This window comes from Streptomyces griseorubiginosus, assembly GCF_017614965.1.
Lineage (GTDB): Bacteria > Actinomycetota > Actinomycetes > Streptomycetales > Streptomycetaceae > Streptomyces > Streptomyces griseorubiginosus_B.
Genome location: NZ_WVUG01000274.1, coordinates 1 through 12,129 on the forward strand (window position 1 = coordinate 1; position 12,129 = coordinate 12,129).

A 12,129-nucleotide genomic window follows, 5' to 3' on the forward strand; every position below is an offset into this window, starting at 1 on the left:
CCGCACCCCCGTTCAGCGGTTCCAGGGACACCCCGTCCCCGCCGGCCGGGGTGAGGCCCGTCTCGATGGCGATGGCCGGGCGGATCACGCCGTCCGAGTCGACGGTGAAGCGGAGGTTGTCGCCGTGGTCGCCGTCGACCGAGTCGCAGTCCCAGATGCCGAGGCCCTTGTCCACGTCGCCCCGGCTGTCCAGGCAGAGGCCGGAGTCGGCGTACGACTGCACCACCCCGCGGGCGGTGTCGACCCGCCAGCGCTGGGTGGTGGACCCGGAGCAGGGTGCCGTCACCACGTCGGTGCCGTTGGACAGGTCGCCGTCGAGGATGTCCAGGCAGCGGCCCGTGGAGACGTTCACCACCTGGGCGTAGGTGCCGTTCGGGGCATGGGTGGGGGAGGAGGTCGGCTTCGGTGACGCCGACGGTGATGAACTCTTCGTGGGGGAGGGGGACTTGGCGCTCGGCGAAGCCGACACCGATGGAGTGGTCGAGACCGTCGCCGTCACCGTGACGTGCGGCGCGGTCGTCGGGGTGCCCACCGCCCCCGCCGACTGCCGGGCGGGCGCCGAGGGCGAACCGCGGGTGAGCAGGAAGACCAGCAGCGGCGCGAGGGCCACGCCCAGGGCGGCCGAGGCCAGCAGGTAGCGCCGGGACCGGGGCCAGGGAGGCGAGGCGGCGCGGCGGCCCGGGCGGCGGGGCGCGTCCTCGTCGGTCGCGTACGCCGTGCCCGCCCACGGCAGCAGCCCCTCCGCCAGCGCGGTGCGCGGGGAGTCGCGCAGCGCCGACAGCTCCTCGTGGGCGGCCGTGCAGTGGGCGCAGTGGGCCATGTGGGCGTGCAGGTCGGCGCTGTCGCGGGGACTGTCCGGCCGTACCGACTCCTCGATCAGCCGCCGGAAGTCGGCGCACTGGGGGTCGTCGGAGGCCGCAAGCCGGGCGCGCAGACAGGTCTGGGCCAGCTGCTGGAGCGCCGGGTCGGTGCCGTAGGCCACGTCCTCGGGGGTGATGCCGAGGAACTCCGCCGTCGCGGCCGCCGGCTGCTCCTCCACCACGCGGTACCAGACCAGGCCCTGCGTCCGGGACGGCAGGCCCTGGAAGGCGGCCAGCATCGGCGGTACCGGTCCGCCGGGACCCGCCGTGTTGAGGACCAGCAGGAGCCCGGCGTCCAGGCCGCCCGCCCGGTCGTCCGTCGCCCAGTCCGCCGCCAGCCGGGAGGTCAGCAGCAGCAGCTGGTGGCGCCAGGGCCCGCCCGGGTCGATGCCGCGGGCCGTCTCCCGGGCGGCCACGGTGAACGCCTGCGCCGCCAGCTGACGGGCCGCCGACTCGCTCGTGGTGCACAGCCGGGCGTAGCGCAGCACCCGCGGACGGTGCCGGGCCCGCAGCTCCTGCAGCGCCTGGAAGGCGCTCGCGGTGTCGGCGCGCAGCAGCTCGGTCAGCCGTGCGTCGGACGCCCCCGTATGAGCGCGTTCCCCGGTCTCGACATCCTTGTCGGTCCCGCCGGCCCGAGCCATCCACCGCCTCCTCGGCCCCTCGCCCCCGCGTGGCCGGTCCTGACTAACCGGCCAGTTTGGGGGGTGACCATAGTGGCGGAAGGGAACCTGCGGAAAGGGGTTCCTGGGGGTAACCGGAGAAACGCCTGGTGCGGCGCACCCGTCGGCGCACCGCACTCACGAAGGCGGCAACAGGTCCCGGACCCGCCCGTCCTGCGGGACCCTCATTCCTCGATCGTCAGCCCCTTGCGCAACCGCACCAGCGTCCGCGACAGCAGCCGGGACACATGCATCTGCGAGATGCCGAGCTCCTCCCCGATCTCCGACTGGGTCAGGCCGGCCACGAAGCGCAGCGAGAGGATCTGCCGGTCCCGGGCGGGGAGTTCGGCGATCAGCGGCTTGAGGGACTCGACGTACTCGATGCCCTCGATCCCGTGGTCCTCGTAGCCGATCCGGTCGGCGAGCGCGCCCTCGGCGTCGTCCTCCTCCGGCTGGGCGTCCAGCGAGGAGGCGGTGTACGCGTTGGAGGCGGCCATGCCCTCCACGACCTCGTCCCGGGTCAGACCCAGTCGCTCGGCCAGCTCCGCCACGGTGGGCGCCCGGTCCAGCTTCTGGGCCAGCTCGTCACCGGCCTTCGCCAGGTCGAGCCGCAGCTCCTGCAGCCGGCGCGGGACGCGCACCGACCACGAGGTGTCGCGGAAGAAGCGCTTGATCTCGCCGACGATGGTTGGCATCGCGAAAGTCGGGAACTCCACGCCGCGTGAGAGTTCGAAGCGGTCGATGGCTTTGATCAGGCCGATGGTGCCGACCTGGATGATGTCCTCCATCGGCTCGCTGCGGGAGCGGAAGCGGGAGGCGGCGAACTTGACGAGCGCGAGATTGAGCTCGACCAGGGTGTTGCGGACGTACGAGTATTCGTACGTCCCTTCCTCGAGGGACTCCAGCCGCTCGAAGAGGGTCTTGGACAGGGCTCGCGCGTCGACGGGCCCCACCTCGTCGTAGGGGGGAATCTCCGGAAGACCGGCGAGCAGGTCCTCGCCGCTGTCATCGTGATCGATGGTCTCGATGGGATCCAGATGTTCCGGAGGGGGTGTCGACGTCGCCTGCTGGGTATGCGATGCGTCGAGCCGGGGTGACATGATGTCCTCCATCGTTCTCGGCATATGGCTGCCGAAGCCAGTCCGTGCACTGCGGTGTGCGGCGCCTCCAAAGCCGGCCGTGTCGGTTACGTATCTCTACTAGCCCTACCCGCTCAACGACGCCCGCCGCAAGTGCGCTACGTGCGGTTATGTCCGTTTGCGGGTGGTTGTTCGGGTGTCGGAGAGTGTGGAGAAGGCGTAGTGTTCGAGGGCGTCAGTCAGCAGCCTCGACGTCGGGAGAGAGAGACGGCATGGACCGCGGGACGGTCGGCAGCGCACAGTCTGGCCGGCTACTGGTGGAGGTCAGGGAAGAGGGCTCCAGTGCCGTCGTGACCCCGGCCGGTGAGTTGGATCACCATACGGCCGATTTGTTGCGTGAGCCGCTCGAGGACTGCCTCGACAAGGGATTCAGCCGGCTGGTCGTGGACTGCTCACGGCTGGAGTTCTGTGACTCCACCGGGCTCAACGTGCTGCTCGGGGCCCGCCTGAAGGCGGAGGCCGCCGGGGGCGGAGTGCACCTGGCCGCGATGCTGCCGGTGGTGGCCCGGGTCTTCGAGATCACCGGGGCGGACGCGGTCTTCAGCGTCCATGACACCCTCGAGGCCGCTCTGGCCGGCGAAACCGGCTGAGTGGGGCCCGGAACCGGCCGTCCGGCCGGAGGTGTGCCCCGTTCACTCCTGGGTGACCGGCACTTTCCGGGCGTCACGGCTTCCGTGCCGAATCAGGGGGTGTTCTGCCGGTTCGGTCGGGCAGGAGACATCCTGGACCGGTCGGCGCGCACGTCGGCGCGACCGCCGGTGAGCTACGTACAGACTTTTGAATTGTGAACTGGTGAATCGGTGAGGTGAAGCGCTGATGAGCACCACCCGGCCCTACTCGCCGGGCGACCGCGGCCCGGAGCCCAGCGGCGCTTCCGGGACGTCCGGTGGGGACGGGCCGGCGACCGGGGTGTCCGGAGGGGACGCCGTCGCCTCGTCCGCGCCGGCCGCGCCGCCCGGGGGGCGCCAGGTCCGCAGGCTGAACTTCGACGGCGAGAGCGGGGTCGTCCCGCTCGCCCGTGACTTCACCCGCCAGGCGCTGTACGCCTGGGGCTGGCTGCCCGCCGACACGGCCGACCGGCGGGCCGCCGCCGAGGACGTCCTGCTGGTCGTCTCCGAGCTGGTCACCAACGCCTGTCTGCACGCCGAGGGCCCGGACGAGCTGCGCCTGGCCTGCGACAACAAGGTGATCCGGCTGGAGGTCGCGGACAAGGGCACCGGCCAGCCGTCCCCCCGCACCCCGCACCGCGCCGGCCGCCCCGGCGGCCACGGCATGTTCATCGTGCAGCGGCTGTGCCTGGACTGGGGGGTCGTACGGACCCCGGGAGTGGCCGGCAAGACGGTCTGGGCGGAGCTGGGCGCACCCGCGTAATCAGTACCCGCCCGCGCCGGCCGAGAGAGCCGCCGCCCCCGCAGGTGCCCCGCCCTGGGGTTACCGAGGGTTAGCCCCAGGGGCGGATCTCCACTCGAACCCCCTTTCCCGCGCGCCGGATCCCCACAACTCCGGCGCGTACCTTCTCTTCCCTCCTCACGAGCCCGGGCGTACCTTGACGGCCCATCTGATGTGCCGTCAGGAACTCGAAGAGGGAGCGGAAACCGTGTCGTACCGGAATCGAACCGCCGCGTTCGCGTCCGTCGCGGCCCTGGCCGGCTCGGCGGTGCTGCTCGCCGCCCCCCTGGCCCGAGCCGAGGTCGTGGACGTCAACTACCAGTGCCAGACGCCGATCGGGCCCAAGAGCGCCGTCTCGCCCATCGACATCAAGAGCGTCAAGAGCGGCAGCGGCTACAAGCTGACCATGTCCTGGCAGAAGGGCGTCTCCTCCAGCCCGGTGGAGCTGGGCAAGGGAGCGGTCAACCCGAGCGCCCTCATCACGGTGGGCGGCGCCGACAGCGGCAGCGTGACCGTCACCGGGCCCGCCAACGCGGCCGCCATACCGGCCAACACCCCCATCAAGATCAATGACCTGACGGGGACGTACACGCCGAAGAAGACCGGCAAGGTCACCTTCACCCCGGGCGTGCTCACGATCACGGCCCTGGGTACGAAGACGACCTGCAAACCGTCCAACAACCCTCAGCCCGCGCTGACCCTCGACGTCACGGCCGCGGGCGGCGGCTCCTCGGGCGGGACCGGCGCGACCGGCACGGACTCCGGCGGTTCGCTCCCGCAGACCGGTCCCGACGACTCCGCGATCGCCCTGGGCACCCTCGGCGGCACCGTCCTCCTCGCCGGAGCGGCGGGCGCGCTGTGGATCACCCGGAGGAACCAGACGGCCCGCCGCTGAACCGCCGTACGACCGCACCGAGTACGACTGCTGGAGCCGCCGGATGTCGTCCGCCGCACGTGCCCTGTTCGTGTCCCTGCTGCTGGTGATGGCCGCCGCGCCCCCGGCCCTCGCCGCCGGCGGCTGGTCGCTCGTGCCCGCCGGGGGCGGGCGGCCCGCCTTCTACGCCGAGGGCGCCCCCGGGGCCGTGCTGCAGGACACCGTGTCCGTGGTGAACCGGAGCGGGCGGGCGGTCACCGTACGGCTGAGCGGCACCGGCGCGACGGTCACCTTCGCGGCGAGCCGGGTCAGGGTGCCGGCCCGCACCCGCGCCGACGTGCCCTTCACGGTGAGCGCCCGCGGCGACGGCACCGGCGAGATCGTCGCCCGCGACACCGCCGGCCGCTCCCACTCCGTGCCGCTGCACCTCCGGGTCGGTGGGCCGGCGCTGTCCGCGCTGACCGTCGAGCACGTCTCGGTGCACCCCGACCGCATCACGTACGACCTGGTCAACCGCGGTACGACCACCCTCGTCCCGCGCCTCGCCGTGCACGCCGACGGAGTCCTCGGCACGGTCCTGGACCGGGCCCCGCGCACCCTGCCGGTACACCTCGCGCCGGGCCGCCGCCTGCGGCTCACCGAGCCCTGGCGCGACCGGCCCGCCCTGGACGCGGTGGACGTACGGCTGACGGTGACCGCGGCGGGCGGCGCGCACGACACGGCGAGCGGGTCGGCGCGGTTCGTGCCCTGGGGCGCGGTGACTGGGACCTTGGCGGCGCCGGCGGCGGGCGGCGCGCTGCTTCTCGTACGGCGTCGCAGGCGGCGTACGACCGACCCCGAGCCGGAACCCCCGCGGGCGGAAGTCGAGTTGACGGGAGCGGTGACGTGAACGGCAAGCTGCGGACCACGGCGCTGGTGGCGGTGCTCGCGCTGCTCCTGCTGCCGCTGACGGCGGGCACGGCGACGGCCGACGGACCCACCGTGAAGGTCTCCAAGACCCAGGCCGGCGCCGGCGGTTCGATCACCGTCAGCGGCAGCGGCTGGCGGCCGCACGCGCTGCTGATGATGCTCGTCTGCGGACAGGCCACGCCCGCGCGGGGCGTCGTCGGCGGCACCAACTCCTGCGCCAACGCCGACGGCAGGGCCGTGACCACCGACAACAAGGGCGGCTTCAGCAAGAAGATGCCGGTGTCCGAGCCGCCGGTGCCGTGCCCGTGCGTGGTGCACGTGGCGACCGTGGAGGGCGCCAAGGCGCAGGCCGACGCGGTCTTCCAGGTGGCCGGGCACGCGGTGGAGCCACTGCCCGCGGAGCAGACCGGCGGCCGTCTGTCGATGCTCACCGACACCCGGCTCGACGGCTCCAGCGGCCTGCTCACCTGGTTCGGCGCTCCGGCCACCCGCACCCTGGTCTTCACAGTCGGCAACGCGGGCACGTCACCGATCAGGAACCCCGTCTTCCAGGTCGGCACCTCGCACGGCGTCTTCGCGCCGCAGTGGGACGACCAGGAATGGCGCGGCACGATCGCCTCCGGCAAGAAGGCGCGGATCGAACTGCCCGTGGAGCTCACCGCCGGCGCGCACGGCGACTACACGGTCTCGCTGAAGTACGAGGGCAAGGTCCTCGCCGAGCAGCCCTGGGGCGTCGGCCGGCCCTGGGGCGTGACCCTGTTCTGGATCCTGGTCTGCCTGGTCGTGCCGGCCGCGGTCTTCCGCGCCGGCATGGCGATCGTGGACCGGGTACGCCCGCGCCGGGCCGGCGGCCTGCGCCACCGAGGCCTGCGGATGCCCGAACTGGCCCTGCGCGTACCGAGGTTCACCGCCCACCGGGCCGCCCGGCCGCAGCCCGCCCCGACTTCGACCCTGCCGTGGTTCACCCCGGACTCCGATCCGGGCACGGCGACCGGTCGGCTCTCCGCACCGCACGACGACAGTCCGACGAGTCCGACGACTCCCACCAGGAAGGGACCCACGTGAGACAGCGAAGGAGAGTCACAGCGGCCGGCAGAGGGAGGCTCGGCGCGGCGGGGGCCGCCCTGGTGCTCGGCGGCGCGGGCGCCCTGCTGGGGCTGGCCGCGGGAACCGCGCAGGCGGCGGAGGTGTCGTACGCGACGCACTGTGTCCCGCCGGCCGGCATCACCCCCGTCGACGGCACCTCGAAGGTCGAGATCACCGCGCCGGCCACGGCCAAGGTGGGCGACACCGTGAACGTGGTGTGGAAGTTCGTCCAGGCGGCCTCGAAGAACCCGGACATCATCGACCTGCCCGCCGACTCCGTGCAGCCGTCGGGCGTGCTGAAGGCGGCCGGCGCGCAGACCGCCGACATCGCCCTGCAGGGACCGCGGAAGAACCCGGCGATCCCCAAGGGCGGCGCCATGGTGCTGTCCGACATGACGGGCTCGCTGAAACTGACCACGGCGGGGGAGGTCACGCTGACGCCGGACGCGTACACGGTCAACGCGATGTCGACGGACACCAAGTGCACGCCGACCGTGACCGTGCCGAAGGCGGCGACCATCGAGGTGTCACCGGGCGACGGCGGCACGTCGAGCACGACACCGACCCCGACGGACACGGCCACGCAGTCCTCGTCCCCGTCGGCGTCGGCGTCCCCCTCCGACACGGCGAGCGCCTCGGCCTCCCCCAGTGACGGCACCGGCAGCGGCCAGACCGACTTCACCGGCAAGGAGGTCGACATCCCCTACACCTGCCAGTCGCCCCTCGGCACGAAGAAGGCGACCTCGCCCATCCAGATCAACGCCAAGAAGGACGGCGGCAGTTTCGGCCTCACCGTGCAGTTCAAGAAGTCGGTGATGGACAGCCCGGCCGACATCCCCAAGGGCTCGGTGAAGCCGTCGATGGAGGTCGTCCTGGGCGGCGCTGACAAGGGCACCGTGCATGTGGAGGGCCCGACCAACGCCTCGGACATCAAGACCGGCGACCCCATCGAGATCCCCGACCTCACCGGCACCTACAAGCCGGGGGCGAGCGGCTCCTCGACCCTCTCCCCGGGCGTGCTGACCATCAGCGCCCTGGGTACGACGACGACCTGCAAGCCCGACACCACGGCCGTCTCGCTGACCCTGGACACCACCCAGCAGGCCAGCGGGGCCTCGGGCGGCTCCTCCACCTCCGGAGGCACCTCGGCCGGCGGTTCGTCGAGCGGCGGCCTCGCGGCGACGGGCTCCAGTGACCACGGCGCCCTGAAGGCGCTCGGCCTGGTGGCCGGCACGGCGGTCCTGCTGGGAGCCGGCGTCTTCACCTTCATGCCGGGGCGGCGGACCAGGTAATCCCCCGTCATACGGAAGGGCCCGCCGCACCTCGACGAGGCGCTGCGGGCCCTTGGCCGGACGACGGTCAGTGCACGTCGCCCATGAGTTCGCGGACCTTCCGGCGGTACATCCACACCGCCGCGCCGGCGACGACCGCGAGCACGGCCTCCAGCGCCACGATCCCCGTCCTGTTGAGGTCGACCCCGGCGATGGACAGCAGACCGGTCGTCGCGTCGCCGGCCGTGACCGCCAGGAACCACACGCCCATCATCTGCGAGGCGTACTTCGCCGGCGCCATCTTCGTCGTCACCGACAGGCCCACCGGCGACAGCGTCAGCTCACCGACGGTCTGCACGAAGTAGATGCCGACCAGCCACAGCGCGGCCGCCTTGTGACCGCCGTCGGCGATCGCCAGCGGGGCCAGGAACAGGAAGAACGACGCCCCGATCAGCACCAGGCCCATCGCGAACTTCACCGCGGTGCTCGGCTCCTTGCCGCGCCGGGCGAGCGCCAGCCACGCCCAGGCGAAGACCGGCGCGAGCGCCATGATCATGACCGGGTTGACCGACTGGTACCAGGAGACCGGGAACTCCCAGCCGAAGACCGTGTTCTTCGCGGACGCCTCGGCGAACAGCGAGACCGTCGAGCCACCCTGGTCGTAGATCATCCAGAAGACGGCGGCGGCGACGAAGAACCAGATGTAGGCGCTCATCTTCGACTGCTCGGTCCGGTCCAGCTCGCGGTCCCGCTTGATCCGGGCGATGACCATCACCGGGATGATCAGACCGGCGAGCGTGATCGGCACCAGCAGCCAGTTCAGCGTGTAGTGGCCGGAGAAGCCGACGACCGCGTAGAAGACGACCGCCACGGCCGCCCACAGCGCCGACTTGCGCAGCGTGGCCGCCTTCTCGGCGGCGGACATCGGGGTGGGCACGACGTCCGAGCGGGCGTCCAGGTGCCGGCTGCCGAGCAGGAACTGGGCCAGACCCAGCGCCATGCCGAGCGCGGCCAGCGCGAAGCCGAGGTGCCAGTTGACGTTCTCTCCGACGGTGCCGATGACCAGCGGCGCGGCGAAGGCGCCCAGGTTGATGCCGATGTAGAAGACCGTGAAGCCACCGTCGCGGCGCGGGTCGTCCGGGCCGTCGTAGAGGTGGCCGACCATCGTGGAGATGTTGGCCTTCAGCAGACCGGAGCCGATCGCGACGAGACCGAGGCCCGCGTAGAAGGTGCCGGCGTTCGGCAGGGCGAGGGTGAGATGGCCGAGCATGATGACCGCGCCCGCCACGGCGACCGTCTTGCGGGGACCCAGGACCCGGTCCGCGAACCAGCCGCCCGGCAGGGCGAGCAGGTACACGAGCGACAGGTACACCGAGTAGATCGCGGTCGCGGTGGCCGCGCTCAGGTGCAGGCCGCCCGGGGCGACCAGGTACAGCGGGAGCAGGGCCTTCATGCCGTAGTAGGAGAATCGCTCCCACATCTCCGTCATGAAGAGGGTGGCCAGACCGCGGGGGTGGCCGAAGAAGGTCTTCCCGGAGCCGGGGGTGCCCGGGCGGACCGAGTCCTTCGTCAGGCTGGACGCCATGGTTGATCCTTGCTGGTGGGGGTTTACCGCACACAAAGAGGACCTTCGGCGTCAAGTGCGCCAAAGGTCCCCGCAGTGCTACAGGCGTTCTTTCACCATACGGCAGGACACTGCCGGATATGGAAGGACTTGAGACGCGGATCACAGGTGATCGAGGAACCGTACACCCTCTTTCCAAGGTCCCTACCTGATCGCACCATGTAGTCACAGGTTCGCCTCGAAGCGGTCAAAGGTAAGAAGCCCGCGTGCCGATCACACCCCAGCACAGGTCAGGAGCGGACTACCATCAGCTCATGACCCGTGTACTGCTCGCCGAGGACGACGCGTCCATCTCGGAGCCGCTGGCCCGCGCCCTGCGCCGGGAAGGTTACGAGGTCGAGGTCCGCGAGGACGGCCCCACGGCACTGGACGCCGGAATGCAGGGCGGCTGCGACCTCGTCGTGCTGGACCTCGGGCTGCCCGGCATGGACGGCCTCGAGGTCGCCCGCCGGCTGCGCGCCGAAGGCCACACCGTGCCGATCCTCATCCTGACCGCGCGGGCCGACGAGGTGGACACCGTCGTCGGCCTCGACGCGGGCGCCGACGACTACGTCACCAAGCCGTTCCGCCTCGCCGAGCTGCTCGCCCGGGTGCGGGCCCTGCTGCGGCGCGGCGCGGCCGAGCCGGCGCAGCCGCCCGCCACGCACGGGGTGCGGATCGACGTCGAGTCGCACCGGGCCTGGATGGGCGAGGAGGAACTCCAGCTCACCGCCAAGGAGTTCGACCTGCTGCGGGTGCTCGTTCGGGACGCGGGCCGGGTCGTCACCCGCGACCAGCTGATGCGCGAGGTCTGGGACACCACCTGGTGGTCGTCGACGAAGACGCTCGACATGCACATCTCCTGGCTGCGCAAGAAGCTCGGCGACGACGCGGCGAACCCGCGGTACATCGCCACGGTGCGGGGCGTCGGCTTCCGCTTCGAGAAGAGCTAGGAATCCGGGTCGAGCCGGGAAGAGCTGGAGGGACTACGCGCGTCGCAGGCGCCCCGAGGCACACTGGTCCGCATAAAACCGCTGCTCGGAGGGCCCCGTGCGTCGTCGTCTGATTCAGTCCACCCTCGCTGTCGTGCTGGTGGTCATCGCCGTCTTCGGGGTCTCCCTGGTGATCGTCGAGACGCGGACCATCAGCAGCAGCGCCCAGGAACGGGTGAGTTCCGAGGCGCAGCGGCTGGCCAGCATCGTGGACAGCCGGCTGAGCGGGGCCGGGCCCGGGACCGGGACCGTCAGCCCGGGCGTGCTCAAGAGCCAGGTCACGGGCGAGCGGTACGCCATCGTGCACATCCCGGGGCAGCCCGCCTTCACCCTCGGCACCAAGCCCGAGGGTGAGGTCATCCGCGGGCACGCCAAGGGCGAGGAGGGCGAGACGGTCGTCATCGAGGAGCCCCGCTCGACCGTCAGCCGCGAGGTCGGCCGGACCCTGCTGATCATCGGTCTGGTCGCGCTGCTCGCGGTGGTGGCCGCCGTCCTGCTCGCCATCCGGCAGGCCAACCGGCTCGCCTCCCCGCTCACCGACCTCGCCGAGACCGCGGAACGCCTCGGATCCGGCGACCCGCGGCCCCGCCACAAGCGGTACGGCGTCCCCGAGCTGGACCGGGTCGCCGATGTGCTGGACTCCTCCGCCGAGCGCATCGCCCGGATGCTCACCGCCGAGCGGCGGCTGGCCGCCGACGCCTCCCACCAGCTCCGTACGCCGTTGACCGCGCTGTCGATGCGGCTGGAGGAGATCACCCTCACGGATGACCCGGACACCGTGAAGGAGGAGGCCAACGTGGCGCTCACCCAGGTGGAGCGGCTGACGGACGTGGTGGAACGTCTCCTCACCAACTCCCGTGACCCGCGCGCCGGCAACGCCGTCTCCTTCGACCTCGACGAGGTCATCCAGCAGCAGCTCGCCGAGTGGCGGCCCGCCTACCGCAGCGCGGGGCGGGCCATCGTCAGCTCCGGCAAGCGGCATCTGCAGGCGGTGGGCACCCCGGGTGCCGTCGCCCAGGTGCTGGCGGCGCTGATCGAGAACTCGCTCATGCACGGCGGCGGCACGGTGGCGCTGCGCACCCGCGTCACCGGCAACCAGGCCGTCGTGGAGGTCACCGACGAGGGACCCGGCGTGCCGGCCGACCTCGGGGCGCGGATCTTCGAGCGGACCATCAGCGGCCGCAACTCCACGGGCATCGGGCTCGCGGTGGCCCGCGACCTGGCGGAGGCGGACGGCGGCCGCCTGGAGATGCTCCAGACGAAGCCCCCGGTCTTCGGCCTGTTCCTCTCCCGCACCCCCCCACTGAAACGCCCCCACCCGGAGGACGAGGAGCCGACGGTCAGGTG

The 12,129-nt window shown here is 71.9% G+C and carries 11 protein-coding genes; 8 read left to right on the plus strand and 3 right to left on the minus strand.

Going from position 1 to position 12,129, the window contains the following annotated elements; genetic code table 11:
• Together GRC12_RS34525 and GRC12_RS34530 are read right to left on the minus strand one after the other, a co-directional pair.
• A partial coding sequence (locus GRC12_RS34525) for a ricin-type beta-trefoil lectin domain protein (protein ID WP_208783822.1) occupies window positions 1-1,501 on the minus strand: 1,501 nt, incomplete at its 3' end.
• Window positions 1,502-1,704: 203 nt separating this feature from the next.
• Entirely contained in the window at window positions 1,705-2,631 is a 927-nt protein-coding gene (locus tag GRC12_RS34530; protein ID WP_208783824.1) for an RNA polymerase sigma factor SigF, read from the minus strand.
• 239 nt (window positions 2,632-2,870) lie between these two features.
• Between GRC12_RS34530 and GRC12_RS34535 the strand changes: the two genes are divergently transcribed.
• From GRC12_RS34535 to GRC12_RS34560, 6 genes are all read left to right on the plus strand, one after another.
• Entirely contained in the window at window positions 2,871-3,248 is a 378-nt protein-coding gene (locus GRC12_RS34535; protein ID WP_208783826.1) for an STAS domain-containing protein, read from the plus strand.
• A gap of 226 nt (window positions 3,249-3,474) precedes the next feature.
• Window positions 3,475-4,029 (plus strand): ATP-binding protein, encoded by a 555-nt coding sequence (locus GRC12_RS34540; protein ID WP_208783828.1) that lies wholly within the window; start codon window positions 3,475-3,477, stop codon window positions 4,027-4,029.
• Between the two features lie 226 nt (window positions 4,030-4,255).
• Window positions 4,256-4,942 carry an LPXTG cell wall anchor domain-containing protein gene (locus GRC12_RS34545; protein WP_208783830.1) on the plus strand — a complete coding sequence of 229 codons (687 nt, stop codon included), beginning with the start codon at window positions 4,256-4,258 and terminating at the stop codon, window positions 4,940-4,942.
• 43 nt (window positions 4,943-4,985) lie between these two features.
• The gene (locus tag GRC12_RS34550; RefSeq protein WP_208783832.1) at window positions 4,986-5,810 is read left to right on the plus strand and encodes a hypothetical protein; all 825 of its coding nucleotides are present in this window, start codon (window positions 4,986-4,988) and stop codon (window positions 5,808-5,810) included.
• Window positions 5,807-6,895: a hypothetical protein gene (locus tag GRC12_RS34555; protein ID WP_208783834.1), complete on the plus strand. Its 1,089-nt coding sequence runs from the start codon at window positions 5,807-5,809 to the stop codon at window positions 6,893-6,895. Before GRC12_RS34550 ends, GRC12_RS34555 begins: the two co-directional genes overlap by 4 nt.
• Window positions 6,892-8,208 (plus strand): hypothetical protein, encoded by a 1,317-nt coding sequence (locus GRC12_RS34560; protein ID WP_439959923.1) that lies wholly within the window; start codon window positions 6,892-6,894, stop codon window positions 8,206-8,208. Before GRC12_RS34555 ends, GRC12_RS34560 begins: the two co-directional genes overlap by 4 nt.
• Window positions 8,209-8,275: 67 nt before the next feature.
• Here GRC12_RS34560 and GRC12_RS34565 read toward each other — a convergent pair whose 3' ends face one another.
• Window positions 8,276-9,772 carry an oligopeptide:H+ symporter gene (locus GRC12_RS34565; RefSeq protein WP_208783836.1) on the minus strand — a complete coding sequence of 499 codons (1,497 nt, stop codon included), beginning with the start codon at window positions 9,770-9,772 and terminating at the stop codon, window positions 8,276-8,278.
• Window positions 9,773-10,065: 293 nt separating this feature from the next.
• On the opposite strand from GRC12_RS34565, the gene GRC12_RS34570 reads away from it, so the two are divergent.
• Both GRC12_RS34570 and GRC12_RS34575 read left to right on the plus strand, forming a co-directional pair.
• Entirely contained in the window at window positions 10,066-10,743 is a 678-nt protein-coding gene (locus GRC12_RS34570) for a response regulator transcription factor (RefSeq protein WP_207929870.1), read from the plus strand.
• A gap of 97 nt (window positions 10,744-10,840) precedes the next feature.
• A partial coding sequence (locus GRC12_RS34575; protein ID WP_208783839.1) for an ATP-binding protein occupies window positions 10,841-12,129 on the plus strand: 1,289 nt, incomplete at its 3' end.